This window comes from Kitasatospora sp. NPDC093102 (assembly GCF_040683915.1).
Lineage (GTDB): Bacteria > Actinomycetota > Actinomycetes > Streptomycetales > Streptomycetaceae > Kitasatospora.
The window spans coordinates 21,884-38,582 of record NZ_JBFBFA010000023.1; the positions used below are offsets into that span (position 1 = coordinate 21,884).

Consider the following 16,699-nt stretch of genomic DNA (forward strand, 5'->3'; position numbering starts at 1 on the left):
GGGGTTACCTGCCTTCGTGGGTCAACTGGGTCCGGGGCCTCAGCCGTTGGCCTGCTCGTTGCGGGCAAGCCAGCGCCGGTAGAAGGCGGTGAAGACGATCAGGATGGACAGCAGGATCACGCCGTAGGCGGCGGACTGCGCGTAGTCCCGGGGGATCTGGCCGAAGCCGAGCCGGTACGCCCAGGTGACCAGCAGCTGGGCGTCGGGGGCGCCGGTGCCGAACAGCAGGAAGATGACGTTGAACTGGTTGAACGTCCAGATCACGCCGAGCAGCACGACCGTGGAGGAGACGGAGCGCAGCCCGGGCAGGGTGACGTACCGGAAGCGCTGCCAGGCGTTGGCACCGTCCATCTCGGCGGCCTCGTACAGCTCGGCCGGGATCGACTGGAGGCCGCCGAGCAGCGAGATCATCATGAACGGCACGCCGGCCCAGGTGTTCACCATGATCGCGGCCGCCTTCTGCGCCCACGGCTCGGTGAGCCAGCCCGGCTCGGGCAGGTGCAGGAAGGAGAGGAAGCTGTTGACGACGCCGCCGTCGGCGAGCATCAGGCGCCAGGAGAAAACGGTGACGAAGGTCGGTACGGCCCAGGGCAGGATGAGCAGCATCCGGTAGGCGGCGCGGCCGCGCAGTTTCTGGTTGAGCAGCAGCGCGAGGCCGAGGCCGAGGGTGTAGTGCAGGAAGACGCAGACCGCCGTCCACACGATGGTCCAGACGAAGTGCGACCAGAAGCGGTCGTACGAGCCGGGGCCCCACAGGATGTCGGCGTAGTTGTGGAAGCCGACGAACTCGTAGCTCGCCGGGATCTCGTTGACGCCGATCTTGCGGGCCACGTTGAGGCTGTTGGCGTCGGTGAGGGTGAGCCAGATGCCCTCGGCGAGCGGGTAGAGCACCAGCACGCCGAGCACCAGCACGACCGGGGCGATCATCGCGTAGGCGTACCAGTGCTTGGCGTAGGAGCGCTTGACGCGTTCCAGCAGGCCCGGACGCTGCTCGCGCTCCCGGCTGCCCTTGCCGGTGGCGCCCTGCACGGCGACTGACATCGTTTGCACCTTCTCGGGGGGAATTCTCGGGGGAGCCGACGGCCCGGCCCACCGGGGGACGACAGGTGACGGGCGGCAGCGAACAGCAGACGGCGAACAACTGACGACTGACAGATGATGAAATCTGTTCTCTGTCATCCGTTCGCTGCCATCTGTTCGCCGCCACTCGTCAGCTGTCATCCGTCAGCCGGCGGGCCGGGCGCAGGGACTACTTGGCGAAGCCCGGCAGGAGCTTGGCGTAGTCGGTGGCGACGGTGTTCAGCGCGTCCTGGGTGCCGGTGCCCTGGACGACCTTGCCCAGGTTGGTGTTCAGCGAGGTGAGCAGCGAGCTGTACTCGGGCAGTTCGGGGCGCGGCTTGGCGCTGCTCAGCACGGCCTGGAAGCCGGCGATGCCCGGGTCGGCCTTGACGTCGGCGGTGAAGGCGTCGGAGCGGGTGGGCAGCGTGGCGTTCTTCTGCGCGATGAACGCCTGGCTCTCGGCCGAGGTCATGAAGGCGGCGAACTTCTCCGCGGCGGCCTTGTGGGCCTTGTCCGCACCGGCGTAGACGGAGATGTTGTGGCCACCGGTGGGGGCGCCGCCCTTGCCGGCGGAGCCGCCCGGGACGGCGGCGATGCCGAGGTTGTTCTTGTCGGCGAAGGCCGAACCCTTGTAGATGTTGGTGATCTCCCAGGGGCCCTGGATGATCGCCGCGACCTTGCCGCTGTTGAAGGCGTCCATCATGTGCGCGTAGGCGTCGGTGGTGACGTCGGCCTTGGCGGTGCCGGGCGAGGTGAACATCGTCTTGTAGGTCTCGACGGCCTTGACGGCCTCCGGCGAGGTGATGGTGATCTTCTTGCCGGCGGCGTCGACGGTGTCGGTGCCCTCGCCGAACAGGAACGGCAGCGCGTAGTAGCCGTCCGCGGCCTTCAGCCAGAAGCCGTCCACGCCGGCCTTCTCCTTGACGGCGGCGGCGTCGGTCTTCAGCTCGTCCCAGGTCTTCGGCGCCTCGGTGATGCCGGCCTTGGCGAACAGCTCCTTGTTGTAGAGCAGGCCGAGGGTGTCGGTCACCAGCGGAACGCCGTACAGCTTGCCCTCGTACTTGGCCTGCTGGATCAGGCTCGGCTGGAAGGCGGAGGTGTCGGCGGCGGCCGGGGTGCCGTCCAGCGGCTCCAGGTAGCCGGCCTTGGCGAAGGCGGCGGTCCAGCCGACCTCGGAGCGGAACACGTCCGGAGCGCCCTTGGCCCCCATGGCGGTCTGGAGCTTGTTCTGCGCCTGGTCGAACGGCACGTTGACGAAGTCGACCTTGACGTTCGGGTTCGCAGCCTCGAACTTCTTGACGAGCTCCTGGTAGTTCGGCGCCTCGTTGGTGGCGTTCGACGTGTCCCAGTACGTGAGGGTGACCGGACCGTCGGCCTTGCCGTCAGAGCTGGAGCCGCTGCTGCCACAGGCAGCCATCGAGACCGCGAGGGCCACAACGAGGGCAGAGGCCGCGATGCCACGCCGCATGAGAACTCCTTGGGAGGGTGGGGGTGCCCGAGATGTTCGGAGACAGGCGCATAATGGCTGCCTCGTGCCGACCGCACCGTTGCTGCCGTCGGGCTCGGGAAGGAAGTTAACAGCGGCGTAAGAGCGACGGAAAGTCCTTGCAGCAAGTTTCTGCAAGAAACGGCGATCGTTACGCCCGCGTGTCCTGGACGTTGCCGCACGGTAGCTGACAGCGGCGCAGATTGCCCAGGTTCGTCCGATTCACCCCTCCGCGAGCTGGCTGACGAAACCACCGTGCGTGGCCGAAATCGGACTGCAGCAGACTGGGCGCATGCGAATCAGATCCGTCACCAGGGACGAACTTCCACTGCTCGCCGAGCTGGAGCGGGCCGCCGGCGCACCCTTCGCCGCGATCGGCATGCAGGAGATCGCCGAGGACGAGCCCCCGGCGCCGGAGGAGCTGGCGCACTACCTGGAGCAGGGCGTGGCCCTGGTCGCCGAGGCCTCCGACGGCACCGTCGCCGCCTACCTGCTGGCCGAGCCGGTGGACGGCGCGCTGCACATCGAGCAGGTCTCCGTGCACCCCGACCACGCCCGCCGCGGCGTCGGCCGGGCGCTGATCGAGCACCTCGCCGACACCGCCGACGCCCCCGCGCTCACCCTCACCACCTTCGCCGAGGTCCCCTGGAACGCCCCCTACTACGCCCGCTGCGGCTTCCGCCCGCTCGCCGGGGAGGAACTCACCCCCGGCCTGCGTGAGATCCGCCGCAAGGAGGCCGAGCACGGCCTGGACCGCTGGCCACGGCTCTGCATGCGCCGCGACCTGCGGCCGTAGGCCGCCCCTCCTACCAGCCGCCCTACCAGCCGGTCCTACCGATCGGCCCCCAGCCGGAGCACGGTCGTCGAGCGGAACTCCTCCCCCGGCCGCAGCTCCGTGCTGGGGAACGCCGGGTGGTGCGGGGAGTCGGGGAAGTGCTGGGTCTCCAGCGCGATCCCGGCGAACGGCCCGTACGGGACGCCGCTCGCGCCGGTGACCGCGCCCTGGAACTTGTTCGCGGTGTAGACCTGGATGCCCGGCTCGGTGGTCAGCACCTCCAGGGTGCGGCCGCTGACCGGGTCCTCCAGCAGCACGGCCCGCGCCGGGCTGCCGTCCGCCGGCCGGGCGCGCAGCACCCAGTTGTGGTCGTAGCCGCCGGGCCCGGCCAGCTGGGGGTGCTCGTCGTGCACCGCCTTGCCGATCGGCGTGGCCACCCTGAAGTCGAACGGCGTGCCGGCCACCGGCTCGGTCCGGCCGTACGGGATCTGCCGCTCGTCGGCCGGGGTGTACTCGTCGGCGTCCAGCGTCAGCAGGTGGCCGAGGACGTCGCCGCTGCCTTCACCCGAAAGGTTGAAGTAAGCGTGGTTGGTCAGGTTGACGACGGTCGGCCTGTCGGTGACGGCTCGGTACGCGATCACCAGCTCGCCGGAGGCGTCCAGGGTGTACGTGACGGTGACGTCCAGCGCGCCCGGGAAGCCCTGGTCCCCGTGCGGGCTGTGCAGCGCCAACCATACCCCGCCCGCGACCGGCTCGGCCGCCCACATCCGGTGCGCGAAGCCGTCCGGGCCGCCGTGGATGGTCATGCCGCCGCCGGTCGGGGCGAGCTGGTGCTCCTCGCCGTCGATGGGCACCGACGAGCGGTCGATCCGGTTGGCGTACCGGCCCACCACTGTGCCGTAGTGCCGGGCCGGGCCGAGGATCTCGGACAACCGGTCGGTGGCCAGCAGCAGTTGGGCGGGGCGGCCGGAGCGGTCCGGCGCGCTCAGGGTGTGCAGGGTCGCGCCGAGGGTGAGCACGCTCGCCTCGTACGGGCCTGCCGTGAGCGTCCAGCGCTCGATGGCGGCGCCGGCGCCCGAGGGGTCCAGGGGTTCCTGCCGCACGCTGGTGGCCTCGCTCGCCATTGGCCTGCTCCTCACTGGCGGCCGCGTCACCGCGGGCGCCCGGTTCCGGGTCCGTCGAGGGGTCGCCGCGGCAGCCCCGTGCCCGTCAGCCTAGCGACGGCGGCGGCCGCAGGGGCGCTTCCACGAACCCACACGCCGCCCTACGCGCCGCCGCCCACCACCGGGCGGCCTGCGCGACCACCGGGCGCCGGACCCGCCACCGGGCGCCACACCCGCCACCGGGACGCCGGACCCGACTGCCGGGCGCCCGACGCCTCGCCCGGCATCGGCTCCGGCCGCGCCTAGTCGTCCAGGTCCTCCAGCCGGCCCGCGTCCCGCTGCTGCTGCGGCAGCCCGAGCGCCGAGGCCAGGCCGTCCGGCCCGCTGCCCGCCTTGCGGTAGACCGCCGCCAGCCGACGGTTGACCAGGCCGATCGGCACCCCGAGCTCGTCGGCGATCCGCTGCGGCGGCACGCCCTGCACCGCCCGCTTGGCGACCTCCCACTCCGCGCTGCTGAGCGTCTCCAGGGTGTCCCGGAAGTCCCGCAGCCCCAGCCGGTTGGGCCGCAGGCCGTAGTTGGCGAGCTCCCGCCGGGCCCGGTCGACCAGCCCCTCCGCGGAGCAGTGCTGAGCCAGCTCGATGCCCTGGTACAGGTACTCCTGGGCGTCCTCCAGCCGCCCGACCCGGCGCAGCGCGGCGCCGAGGTCGACCAGCGCGACGGCGTGCTCGTAGCCGGCCGGAGACTGCCCGAGGTACGCCACGGCGTCCTCCAGCAGCTCGACCGCCGCCCGGCCGTCCTCGATCCGGGCCTGCAGGCGCAGCGCGCTGCCGATCGCCGAGGCGGTGCCGAACGCACGTGCGTCCCGGACCGCCTTCTGCGCGTAGTCGCGGGCGCGCTCGGGCTCGTCGTCCGCGATCGCGATGGCGAGGTGGCCGGCCCAGGGCGCCCAGACCGTGTTGCGCCAGCCGCGGACCTCCAGCTGGGCGCCCGCCTCGGTGAGCGCGGCGGCCGCGCCCGCGTACCGGTCCTTGGCGACCAGCAGCTTGCCGTACAGCGAGGCCGCGTCCGGCAGCACCATGGCCGTCGCGTGGTACGGCGGGTGGAAGCCGAAGTCGTTGGCCAGGTTCCAGGCCTCCTCGACCCGGCCGCGGGCGATCAGGGTGTCGACCAGCACGCCGATCGCGTCCCAGGCCAGCGGCAGCTTCTCGCTGATCCGCTCGGAGATGCGGTACGCCCGGCGCAGGAAGTCCTCGGCCTCGGCGAGCAGCCCGCGGCGGAACCGGGCCAGGCCCATCAGGAAGTAAGCGAAGCCCCGGTGGGCTCCGCTCCAACCGGCGATCTCGAACTGGATGATGGCGTCCGCGGCCAGCCGCTCGGCCTGGGCGATGCGGTCGTTGTAGATGTACGTCAGGCCGAGCATCGAGGGCAGTTCGAAGCCCCAGGTGGTGTCGGTCCAGCCGAGGCCCTTGGGCAGCCGACCGCCGTCGAGGACCTCGTCGGCGAGCGCGAGCGCCTCGGTGGAGGGGGCGCCGCTCAGGGTGAGGTCCCAGGCGCGCATGGCGAGCACGGCCCGGTCGGCCGCCTCCCGTCCGCTCAGGCTCCGGCACATCTCGCCGAGCCGGAGGGAGCGGCCCGGGCCGTCCTCCTCGGACTTGCGGAAGGCGTGCCACATGAACGAGGCGGCCTGGAGCCGCTGGCGTCCGGCCGGGTCGACGGTCTTCTGGGCCTCCTTCTGGCAGACCACGGCGGCCTGGCCCAGCTCACCGGCGTGGGCGAGCACCTCGGAGAGCCGGAAGGTGGCGTCCACGCGCAGTGCGGGGCGCAGCGGCACCTCGTCGGGGTCGAGGGCCAGCTTGAGCTGGTTGACGGTGGCGACGGGGTCGGTGAGCAGTGCGGAGCAGCCGAGTTCGTACATCACCTCGGCCTTGATCTCGTCGGCGGGCGGCTCGTTGAGCGCGCGGTGCAGACAGCGCTGGGCGGCCTCGGGGGCGCCGATCAGCTGGTGTTCGACGGCGGCGCGGCGCAGCTTCTTGACGATCCGGTCGTCGCCCTCGCCGGAGTGGGTCTCGACCAGGTGGCGGGAGGCGGCGAGCAGACCGAGTCCGGCGTTCTCGATCTCGGCGGCGGCGATGCCGTGCATGCCGAGTCGGGTGGCGTCCGGCATGGTGTTGTAGATGGAGCTGGCGATCAGCGGGTGGACGAACTCCAGGTTCCCGTTGGGGGTCTGGGTCAGCACGCGCTGCTTGCGCAGCTGCTTGATGGACTCGCGGGCGCCCTCGGTGCTCTGGGTGGAGATCCGGGTGGCGAGGTCGACCCGGATGTCGGTTCCCAGCATCGCGCAGGCCCAGGCGAAGCGCAGGGTGCTCGCGCCGAGCCGGTCCAGCCAGCTCTTGAGGGTCATCCCGGTGGCGTCGACGGCGAGTTCGCGCAGCTGCCGGGAGTTCTCCTCGACCGGTTCGAGTTCCTGGTCGCGGACCTGGTCGAGGAGGGCGTTGGCCTCGAACGGGTTGCCGTTGACGACGTTCCAGAACTCGTAGCAGAAGGCGTCCTCGGCCTTGTCGCCGAGCTCGGCCCGGATCATGTCGGTGACGGAGCTGAGGGTGAGCCGGTTGAGCTCGTGCTTGCGGCCCTTGAGCGCGAGGACGTCCCGCCGGAAGTCCTGCGTCCCGGTGGGCCAGTCGTTCTCGTCCTCTCGGAAGGCGAAGACGAGCAGGACGGGAAGTTCACTCGATCGGACGGCGAACTTGGTCAGCCAGGAGAGTGACTCCCCGTCCGCCCAGTGCAGGTCGTCGACGATCATCACCATCGGCGCGCGGCGCGGCGCGAGCTGGGTGAGCACGTAGTCGAGGCCGTCGCGCACGCCCTGCGGGTCGAGGCGGCGGGCGCCGGCCTTGGGCTGCTTGAGGCCCATGGCCGGTCCGACGACCTCCTCCCAGGTGCCCATGACCTGGCTGAACACGTCCGGATCCAGGTCGCTGAGCACGGGCTGGAGCAGCTGGCGCAGCACGTGGTAGGGCTCCTTGAACTGCCGTTCGCCGCCTCGGGCGAACAGCACGGTGGCACCGTCGCGGAGCTTGGCGATTCGCCGGACCTCGTGCAGCAGGCTGGTCTTGCCGATGCCGGGGCGGCCGGAGAAGGCGAGCAGGTCACCGATCTCGGTACCGCCGGCGGCGAATCCGCGGCAGAGCCGCTCCACGGCGGCCTCCACCGAGCGCAGTTCGGCATCGCGGTCGCGCAGCCGCACCCGGGGCGCGGTACCGTCACCGTCGCGGGCGGAACCAGCACCCGCCCGAAGTACGTTCTCCTGCTCGGTCACCGTCGCGCCTCCGCCTCGCCCACTCGCGTCACAGCTCGATCACTGCGTGGAGCCGAGATTAGCGCCGAGCGGACCTCCCCGTGGGGCATTCGTGCAGGCTGGGGCGGACGGTGAGGGTTCGGGTGACTTGCCGATGGCAATTGCCCTGTATCCCTAACATCCAATCATTACATCAGATACCCTACGGCCTTCGAGGCGCAGATGATCTTGCGAATTCCACCCTCACCGTCCGCGTCTCGCCGCGTCAACTCCCCCCACCATCAGTGCTCGAACAAAAAGCGCCCCCACCCTCCGCTGCACCGGGAGTCCGATGTCTGACGACACATCACTTCAGATTCCGTTCCCGCACCGCCGCAGTTCGCACGGCCGGCACGCCACCGCACTGCACAGAGACTGGCTGATCCGCCACCCACTGCTGCCCGACGCCGACCACCCCGGCTACGCGCACTGGGAGGTGGTGGACCTCGCCGCGCTCGGCTATCCGGACGCCGGCCCGGACGAACTCGCCCTGGCCGCCGACCTGATGGGCTTCTACTTCCTCTTCGACGACCAGTTCGACGGCCCGCTCGGCCGCCGTCCCACCGAGGTGGCCCCGATCTGCGAACGGCTGATCGCCGTCCTGCACGGCGCCCCACCCGACCAGGGCTCCGCGATCGAGACCGCCTTCGCCGACCTGTGGGACCGCAGCGTGCAGGGCATGCCGGCCCGCTGGCAGGCCCGCGCGGCCTACAACTGGGAGTACTACCTGGCCAGCCACCCGGCCGAGGCGGCCGGCCGGATCTCCACCCGGCCGCCGGACCGGGACGGCTACCTGGAGCTCCGACGGGGCACCGCGGCGATGGAGACCATCTTCGACATGGTCGAACGCCTGGGCCAGTTCGAGGTCCCGGCCGCCGTCCTGCACCACCCGGTGCTGCGTCAACTGCGCCAGCTGGCAGCCGACATACCGTCGCTCAGCAACGACGTCCGCTCCTACCCGCTGGAGGCGCCGCGCGGGGACGTGAACAACCTGGTCATGATCGTCCAGCGGGAGCGGCGCTGCTCGGCCGAGGAGGCCTGCGCGGCGGTCATCGCCGAGGCCCAGCTGATGGTCGACCGCTGTGCCGAGCTGCGCGACCGACTGCCGGGCGTCCACCGCGAGTTGGGCCTCTCCCGGATCGAACGCACGATCGCCCAGCGGTACGCGGACGGACTGCTCACCTGGCTGGCCGGCTACCTCAGCTGGGAGGCCCGTACGGGCCGGTACCAAGCGGTCTGACCGGCGCGCACCCGGAGCCGCCCGACGGTCGCGCGCCGCGTGCCGCGTGCCCCGAGAGTGTCGCCCCCGGTCACGCGGCGGCGCGCGGCGGCACGCCCCGGGAGCAGTCCGGCCGACGTACGGCGGCGCGCGGCGGCGCGTCGCCGGGGCGCGACCGCAATGCGCACCCCGCGGCGATCCGGTCCGGGCGGCCGCAGTGCTCCGGGTCGGGACGCCCGCAGTGCTCCGATCCGGGGCACCCGGTAGTGACCCGATCCGTGGCAGCGCGGAGCACCGCGAGATCGGCCGGAAGGCGCACCCTCCGTACGGGTCCGGCGTACGGACCGTAGCCGCGCCGGGCGCCCGGCGGCTATCGTGCTCGACGGCGGGCGCCCCGGTGGGACGCCGGCCCGATTGCGTGTCCGAACCCTCCGCCGGACCGCCCCTGAACGGGCGGTCCGGCGCGCCGCCCGTAGCCCGAGCCGTGCCGGGCGGCGCCCGACACAGCGAGGAGAGACCGAGCATGACGGTCTACCAGCCCCCCGGCACCCCCGGCAGCATCGTCGCCTACCGCTCCCGGTACGAGCACTGGATCGGCGGCGGATGGACGCCGCCCGCGCGCGGCGAGTACTTCGGCAACCCGACCCCGGTCACCGGCGAGGTGTTCACCGAGGTCGCCCGCGGCACCGCCGAGGACGTCGAGGCCGCCCTGGACGCGGCCCACGCCGCCGCCCCCTCCTGGGGCCGCACCCCGGCCGCCGAGCGGGCGCAGGTCCTGCTGCGGATCGCCGACCGGATGGAGGCCAACCTGGAGCAGCTGGCCGTCGCGGAGAGCTGGGAGAACGGCAAACCGGTGCGCGAGACGCTGGCCGCCGACCTCCCGCTCGCCGTCGACCACCTGCGCTACTTCGCCGGTGCGCTGCGCGCCCAGGAGGGCAGCCTCTCCCAGCTGGACGAGGACACCGTCGCGTACCACTTCCACGAGCCGCTGGGCGTGGTCGGCCAGATCATCCCGTGGAACTTCCCGATCCTGATGGCGATCTGGAAGCTCGCCCCGGCGCTCGCGGCCGGCAACACGGTGGTGCTCAAGCCCGCTGAGCAGACCCCGGCCTCGGTGCTGCTGCTCGCCGAGCTGACCGCGGACCTGCTGCCGCCCGGCGTGGTCAACATCGTCACCGGCTTCGGCGAGGAGGCCGGCGCCCCGCTCGCCGCCAGCAACCGGATCCGCAAGCTCGCCTTCACCGGCGAGACCACCACCGGCCGGCTGATCGCCCGCTCGGCGGCCGACAACCTGATCCCGGTCACGCTGGAGCTCGGCGGCAAGAGCCCCAACCTGTTCTTCGCGGACGTCGCCGCCGCCTCGGACGCCTTCTACGACAAGGCCGTCGAGGGCTTCGCGATGTTCGCCCTCAACCAGGGCGAGGTCTGCACCTGCCCCAGCCGCGCGCTGATCGACTCCGCGATCTACGAACGGCTGCTCGCCGACGGTCTGGAGCGGGTGCGGGCGATGCGCCAGGGCGACCCACTGGACACCGAGACCCAGGTCGGCGCCCAGGCCAGCGTCGAACAGCTGAAGAAGATCCTCTCCTACTTCGAGATCGGCCAGGCCGAGGGCGCCAAGGTGCTGGTGGGCGGCGAGCGGGCCGACCTCGGCGGCGCGCTGGCCGGCGGGTACTACGTGGCGCCGACGGTCTTCGAGGGCGACAACTCGATGCGGGTCTTCCAGGAGGAGATCTTCGGACCGGTCGTCTCGGTCACCCGCTTCGACGGCTTCGACCAGGCCGTCGCCCTCGCCAACGACACCCAGTACGGGCTCGGCGCGGGCGTCTGGACCCGCAGCCTCAACACCGCCCACCGGGCCGGACGCGCCATCCAGGCGGGCCGGGTCTGGACGAACTGCTACCACGCGTACCCGGCACATGCGGCCTTCGGCGGCTACAAGAACTCCGGCATCGGGCGGGAGAACCACAAGGCGTTGCTGGAGCACTACCAGCAGACCAAGAACCTGCTGGTCAGCTACTCCCCCGACGCGGTCGGCTTCTTCTAGGCCCTTCGGAGGCCGCCGACGCCCCGGGAGGTCACCGAGGCCGCCGGAGGTCACCGGACCCTCGGCGGAAGCGGAGCGGGAGGCCCACTGCGACCTCTCGCTCCCTCGCCACTCCCCGTGGCGGGCTCCGGGGCGAATCACCGCTTCCGGGGATCCAAGCACATGAATCCCCGACATTTTCCCGACGCGCCGCCGACATGCCCGGACGGCCCGCGCGAACGCCGTAGACAGGACTCCCGAACCCCTCACCCTCCCCGGGAGTCCCCCGTGACCATCGCCACCGCCAAGCTCAGCGACCCCGTCGTGCGCGCCGTCGTCACCGCGATCAACGCGGGCGACCGCGAGGCCTTCGTCGGACTGCTCACCGACGGCGCGACCATGTCCGACGACGGCTCCGACCGGGACCTGGCGGACTGGATCGACCGCGAGATCTTCACCGCCCACGGCCGGATGGACGTCCAGACCGAATCCGACGGCGGCCGCGCGCTGGTCGCCAACTTCACCAACGACACCTGGGGCGAGATGCGCACCGCCTGGCGCTTCACCGTGGACGGCGGGAAGGTCAGCCGCTTCGAGACCGGCCAGGCGTAACCGGACGGCCGGGCTCGACGGGACGCCCTGGCTTGGCGGGACGGCCTTGCTCGGCGGGACGCCCTTGCTCGGCGGGACCGCCGGGCGCAGCGGCCCGGCCGGGCACGGCAGCCCCGGGCTCAGGACAGCCCCAGGCACCCCCGCACCGCGCGGATCAGGTTCCGCGAGCGGACGTCCCCGGTGACGCCCGGCTGCATGCCGTTGGTCACGTAGCCGAAGCCCAGCCCCAGGTCGGGGTCGGCGAAGCCCAGCGAACCGCCCCGGCCCGGGTGGCCGAAGCTCGCCGGGGAGGCCATCGGCGCGGTCGGACCGTGCCGCCAGAAGCCCAGGCCGAACGTCGAGTTGACGATCAGCACCCGGTCCGGTCCGCTCACCGCCGGCGCGACCGCGCGCGCCAGCACCTCGGGGCCGAGCAGCGGCGGCAGCAGCGCGCCGGAGCCGTCCGGGCGGTCGGCCGCACCGATCAGCGCCGCATAGAACCGGGCCAGCGACCGGGCGGTGCCGATGCCGCCGGCCCCGGGGATCTCGGCGGCCTGTACGGCCGGGTCGTTGAGGTCCACGCCGGGGCGCACCGAGGCGAAGGAGCGGGCGGTCAGCGAGGCCGGGTCCTGGTAGGCGTCCCGGACGGCCTGCTTGGGCCGCAGCCGCAGCCCGCTCGGGCCGGTCCGGGCCGCCTCCGGGGCGGGCAGGTCGACCAGCTTGCCGACCCGGGGCGCGGCACCGGCCGGCAGCCCGATCCACAGGTCCAGCCCGAGCGGCCGGGCGACCTCCTCGGCGAAGTACTGGCCGATCGTCCGGCCGCTCACCCGCCGCACCACCTCGCCGACCAGCCAGCCGAAGGTGTACGGGTGGTAGCCGTGCGCGGTGCCGGGCTCCCAGGCGGGTGTCTGCGCGGCGACGGCGGCGGCCGCGCGCTCCCAGGTGAGCACGTCCTCCAGCCGCAGCGGCGCGTCCAGCGCGGGCACCCCGGCCTGGTGCGAGAGCAGCCAGTGCACCGGTACCCGGCCCTTGCCGGCCGCCGCGAACTCCGGCCAGTACGAGGCCGCCGGTGCGTCCAGGTCGAGCAGGCCGCGCTCGGCCAGCAGCAGGGCGGTGGTCGCGGTCAGGCCCTTGGTGACCGAGCGCAGCACCTGCGCGGTGTCCGCCGTCCACGGCACCGCGGGCGCCGGCCGGCCGCCGACCTCCGGCCGGGCGTCGCCGCCCCACAGATCGACCACCTTGCGGCCGCGCACGTACAGGGCGAAGGCCGCGCCGAGCTCGCCGTAGTCGGCGAAGTTCCGCGCGAAAGCCGCCCGTACGGGCTCGAACCCCTCGGCCGTCTCGCCCCAGATATCCACCACCGCGCGCCGTCCTCGACCAGTTCCGCTACTTCTCGTGCCACTCGCGCTCGTTCTCGATCTTCTTCGATCGAATCCGTTCGAACCGAGCCCGGAAACCCTAACCTGTCCCCCATGACCAACCCTGCCGAGGAACTGCTGGACATCGTCGACGAGCACGACCGCGTGATCGGGACCGCCCTGCGCGGCGAGGTGTACCGACGCGGGCTCACCCACCGCTGCGTCTTCATCCTGGTCCGCGACCCGGCCGGGCGGATCTTCGTCCACCGCCGCACCGACACCAAGCTGTTCGCCCCCGGCGCGTACGACATGTTCGTCGGCGGCGTGGTCGGCTCCGGCGAGACCTACGCCGAGGCCGCCGTCCGCGAGGCGGAGGAGGAACTCGGCGTGCGCGGCATCACCCCGCGCCCCCTGTTCAAGTTCCTCTTCGAGCAGGACCGGCTCTCCTGGTGGTGCGACACGTACGAGGCCGAGTGGGACGGCCCGGTCTCCCCGCAGGAATCCGAGGTCGCCTGGCACGCCTGGCTCACCCCCGCCGAACTCGCCGACCGCCTCACCCATGACGCCTTCGTCCCCGACGGCGTCGAGGCCTACCGCCGTTACCTGGACCTCCGGTCCGCATAGCGCCACCACGACCTCGGGATCCGGGGGCGGAGCGTGGGCGGAACGGCAGGCCCCCTGGCTCCACCGGAGGGCCGTCGACGAACTAGGGTGGCGCGCATGGCCTCCCGTACGCCGTCACCGACGGCCGACCGCGCAGCACGGACCTCCGCATCCGCCCGGGCGGCGGGCGAGCGGCCGCGGCGGCGGCTGAGCGTGGACGAGCGGCGGGAGCAGCTGATCGCGGTGGCGCTGGAGCTGTTCAGCCGGCGGCCGCCGGAGGAGGTGTCGATCGACGACATCGCCGCCGCCGCGGGTGCCTCCCGGCCGCTGGTGTACCACTACTTCCCCGGCAAGCAGGCGCTGTACGAGGAGTCGCTGCGGCGGGCCGGGCAGGAGCTGTCGGCCCGGTTCGAGGAGCCCATGGAGGGGCCCCTGTCGGAGCGGCTGTACCGGGTGATGGGCCGCTACCTGGACTTCGTGCAGAGCCACGGGCCGGGCTTCGCCGCGCTGCTGCGCGGCGGCTCGGTGGCGGCCAGCGCGGGCACCTCTGCGGTGATCGACGAGGTGCGCCGGGCCGCACAGGAGCAGATCCTGACCCACCTGGCCGTCCCCGCGCCGAGCGTCGGGCTGCGGCTGACCGTCCGGGCCTGGATCGCCAACGCCGAGATCACCTCGCTGGAGTGGCTGGCGGAGCGCTCGGTGCCGTTGGAGGAGCTCCAGCTGCACCTGGTGCAGGAGTTCGTCGCGGCGCTCACCCTCACCGCCGCCCGCGAGCCTGCCCTCGCCGCCGAACTCGCCTCCTTCCTCGCCGACGAGCACCCGGACGGCCCGACCGGACGCCTGGTGCGGGACCTCGCGGGGCTGTTCGCCGTGCCGGGGATCGTCGAGGCGGTCACCGCGCTCGCCGCCGGCACCCCTGACGACGGATCCGCGCGGGCCACCGGGGCCGCCGCCGAGTGACCGGCGCGGTCACCGCAGCGGTCGTCGGAACGGCCGTCGGAGTCATCGGGCGGCGGTCGCCCGAGTGATCATCCGGTCATCCTGCGGTTCGGTCAGGACGGTGGGCTCTGATAGGAATGAGCAGGGATCTGACGACGCGCCGCCGCGGCGGGCCCGGTCCCACCCGAACCACCGACGGTAGACGGAGCAGAGCGGGGGGCTCACCAGTTGACCCAGGACGTCCAGTTCAGCGCGGAGGCCAATCCCTTCGCGGCAGCGGAGCAGGTCTGCGCGACCCTCGGCACCCTCACCGACGCCCTCTTCGACGAGCACACCTCGCGCCACCCGGCGGCCTCGCTGAGCGCCCTGCGGACGGTCGAACACCCCGCCGCCGAAGCACTGTTCGGCCTGCCGCTGGCCCCCAACGGCCCGGTGCACACCGCCCTCGACCGGCTCGGCACGGTGACCACCGCGGGCACCGCCCGTCCGGGCACCGGTGCGCGGCTGACCGACCGGGTGGTCGCCGCGCTCCAGACCCGGTACGGCGGCGGCGCGGTGCGCGGTGCCATCGCCGACCGGGGCACCACCTCGGCCGCGCTGTTCCAGCTGCCGGTCACCGGCGAGTTCGCCGACGCCAAGCTGCGCCCGCCGTTCGCCCCCGCACTGGCCGCACTGGCGGCCGGGCAGCAGACCCGGCAGCCGGTCGAACTGCCCACCGGTGCGGGCGCCGAGGTCCGGCTGGTCGTACCGCCCGGTTTCCACTCGCTGACCTCCCCGGGCGGTCCGCCCGGCGTCTCCGCCCGTACGCTGCCCCCGCTGTCCGACGGCGGTGGCCGGGCCGGCGGTGCCGCCCCGGCCACCGTGGCGGCCGCCGACGAACTGGCCCGGCACCTGACCGAGGTCGCCGAGGAGCTGTTCAGTGCCACCGGCCCGGAGCCGCGGCGCGACTTCGCGGTGATCTCCGCCACCCTGGCCGACCTGATCCGCGACGCGGGCGTCGTGTACGCCGGTGTCTGCGCCCTGGAGCTGGACGACCGCACCTCGGACGCCACCCTGGTCGTCTCGCTCGCCCGGCACCCGTTGCCGATCACCCCGCTCGCCACCGAACTGGCCACCGTCCGGCGGCACGCCGAGGTGTGGACCGTCCTACTGCCGGCCGGGCCGGCCGCCGTCCTCGTCGAGGGCCGCACCGTCCCGGTGCCCGGGCCGCTGGCCGCCGACGGGCAGCGGCGCTGGGTGGTCACCTCGGCCGTCCAGGCCTTCGTACCGCTGCCGGACGGCGGGACGGTGCTGTGCGCGCAGCTGTCCACGGCGCGGCCGGAGGACTGGGAGCTGTACACGGAGGCGTTCGCGGAGCTGCTGAAGAGCATCCAGTTCGGCTGGGACGGAGTACCGGCCCCGAGCGCCGCGGCTGCCGTGCCGGCGCCGGTCCCGGCCCAGGCTCCGCCTCCGGTCCCGGCTCCGACTCCGGCTCCGGTCCCGGCTCCGGCGCCAGCACAGGCTCCTGCTTCCGCCGTGGAGGAGGAGCCGGAGGAGGTGCCGGTGCACCTTCGCGGCACGCCGGTACGGGTGCCTCCCGCGGACTTCAACCCCTTCGCACCGGTCGCGGAGGTCCCCGCCGACGGCGGCGACGACGCGGCGCCCGGTGCCGAGGACGGTCCGAAGGGCACCCCGGTGATGGTCCCGCCGCCGGACTTCAACCCCTTCACCATGGAGGGCATCCCGGACGTGTCGGGTGACGCGCCCGCAACACCGCCCGCCGGGGCCGCTCCGGTCGCCGACCCGTTCGGCACCACGGTCGCGGCCGAGCAGAAGCCCGATCCGTTCGGCACCACTCTCCCGGCCCAGGGCCCGGCCGTCCCGCCGCCGCCGTCGGCCCCGCCCGTCATCCCGGCCCAGGCTCCGCCCGTCGCCGCGGAAGTGACGGAGCAGGGTTCGGGGCGGGGCGGGGACGTGGAGGAGCCGGCTCCGAGCAAGGGCACGCCGGTGATGATCCCGCCACCGGACTTCAACCCCTTCGCCCTCGGAGGCTTCCCGGAGCTGCCGACCGCCGAACCGGAGCCGGCGGACGAGGCGGATGCCGCGCCGGAGAGCCGCCCGTTCGGCTGAGCCGGGCGGGGGCCGGGGGGCGACTGCGGCGGCAACGCGGCTGCGCGGCGAACAGATGACAGCTGACGGATTTCAGATTTCAGCGAACGAAATCTG

General features: G+C 72.8%; 12 protein-coding genes. 7 read left to right on the plus strand and 5 right to left on the minus strand.

What is annotated here, in order from left to right:
* Positions 1 to 39: 39 nt before the first annotated feature.
* On the minus strand, positions 40 to 1,041 hold the full coding sequence (locus AB0O11_RS25365; protein WP_363391265.1) for a sugar ABC transporter permease: 1,002 nt from the start codon (positions 1,039 to 1,041) through the stop codon (positions 40 to 42).
* 208 nt (positions 1,042 to 1,249) lie between these two features.
* A complete protein-coding gene (locus tag AB0O11_RS25370) occupies positions 1,250 to 2,527 on the minus strand; it encodes an extracellular solute-binding protein (RefSeq protein WP_363391267.1) in 1,278 nt (425 codons plus the stop codon).
* A 310-nt stretch (positions 2,528 to 2,837) separates the two neighbouring features.
* Between AB0O11_RS25370 and AB0O11_RS25375 the strand changes: the two genes are divergently transcribed.
* On the plus strand, positions 2,838 to 3,341 hold the full coding sequence (locus tag AB0O11_RS25375) for a GNAT family N-acetyltransferase (protein ID WP_363391270.1): 504 nt from the start codon (positions 2,838 to 2,840) through the stop codon (positions 3,339 to 3,341).
* 35 nt (positions 3,342 to 3,376) lie between these two features.
* Here the strand turns inward: AB0O11_RS25375 and AB0O11_RS25380 are convergent, their stop codons facing one another.
* Positions 3,377 to 4,444, minus strand: a complete 1,068-nt coding sequence (locus AB0O11_RS25380) for an aldose epimerase family protein (protein WP_363391273.1) — start codon at positions 4,442 to 4,444, stop codon at positions 3,377 to 3,379.
* A gap of 281 nt (positions 4,445 to 4,725) precedes the next feature.
* Positions 4,726 to 7,740 (minus strand): AAA family ATPase, encoded by a 3,015-nt coding sequence (locus tag AB0O11_RS25385; RefSeq protein ID WP_363391276.1) that lies wholly within the window; start codon positions 7,738 to 7,740, stop codon positions 4,726 to 4,728.
* Positions 7,741 to 8,050: 310 nt separating this feature from the next.
* On the opposite strand from AB0O11_RS25385, the gene AB0O11_RS25390 reads away from it, so the two are divergent.
* The 3 genes from AB0O11_RS25390 to AB0O11_RS25400 all read left to right on the plus strand — a co-directional run bounded on the left by AB0O11_RS25390 (position 8,051) and on the right by AB0O11_RS25400 (position 11,615).
* Positions 8,051 to 8,998 carry a terpene cyclase gene (locus AB0O11_RS25390; protein ID WP_363391278.1) on the plus strand — a complete coding sequence of 316 codons (948 nt, stop codon included), beginning with the start codon at positions 8,051 to 8,053 and terminating at the stop codon, positions 8,996 to 8,998.
* A gap of 502 nt (positions 8,999 to 9,500) precedes the next feature.
* Complete coding sequence (locus AB0O11_RS25395; protein WP_363391281.1) at positions 9,501 to 11,024, plus strand: aldehyde dehydrogenase family protein; 1,524 nt, start codon at positions 9,501 to 9,503, stop codon at positions 11,022 to 11,024.
* Positions 11,025 to 11,291: 267 nt separating this feature from the next.
* A complete protein-coding gene (locus AB0O11_RS25400) occupies positions 11,292 to 11,615 on the plus strand; it encodes a nuclear transport factor 2 family protein (protein WP_363391284.1) in 324 nt (107 codons plus the stop codon).
* A 119-nt stretch (positions 11,616 to 11,734) separates the two neighbouring features.
* On the opposite strand, the gene AB0O11_RS25405 is transcribed toward AB0O11_RS25400, so the two are convergent.
* Positions 11,735 to 12,955 carry a serine hydrolase domain-containing protein gene (locus AB0O11_RS25405; RefSeq protein WP_363391286.1) on the minus strand — a complete coding sequence of 407 codons (1,221 nt, stop codon included), beginning with the start codon at positions 12,953 to 12,955 and terminating at the stop codon, positions 11,735 to 11,737.
* A 111-nt stretch (positions 12,956 to 13,066) separates the two neighbouring features.
* Here AB0O11_RS25405 and AB0O11_RS25410 point away from each other — a divergent pair, with 111 nt between their 5' ends.
* From AB0O11_RS25410 to AB0O11_RS25420, 3 genes are all read left to right on the plus strand, one after another.
* Complete coding sequence (locus AB0O11_RS25410; RefSeq protein WP_363391289.1) at positions 13,067 to 13,576, plus strand: NUDIX domain-containing protein; 510 nt, start codon at positions 13,067 to 13,069, stop codon at positions 13,574 to 13,576.
* 96 nt (positions 13,577 to 13,672) lie between these two features.
* Positions 13,673 to 14,515, plus strand: a complete 843-nt coding sequence (locus AB0O11_RS25415) for a TetR/AcrR family transcriptional regulator (protein WP_363391292.1) — start codon at positions 13,673 to 13,675, stop codon at positions 14,513 to 14,515.
* Between the two features lie 207 nt (positions 14,516 to 14,722).
* A complete protein-coding gene (locus AB0O11_RS25420; protein WP_363391295.1) occupies positions 14,723 to 16,603 on the plus strand; it encodes a hypothetical protein in 1,881 nt (626 codons plus the stop codon).
* Positions 16,604 to 16,699 lie beyond the last annotated feature (96 nt).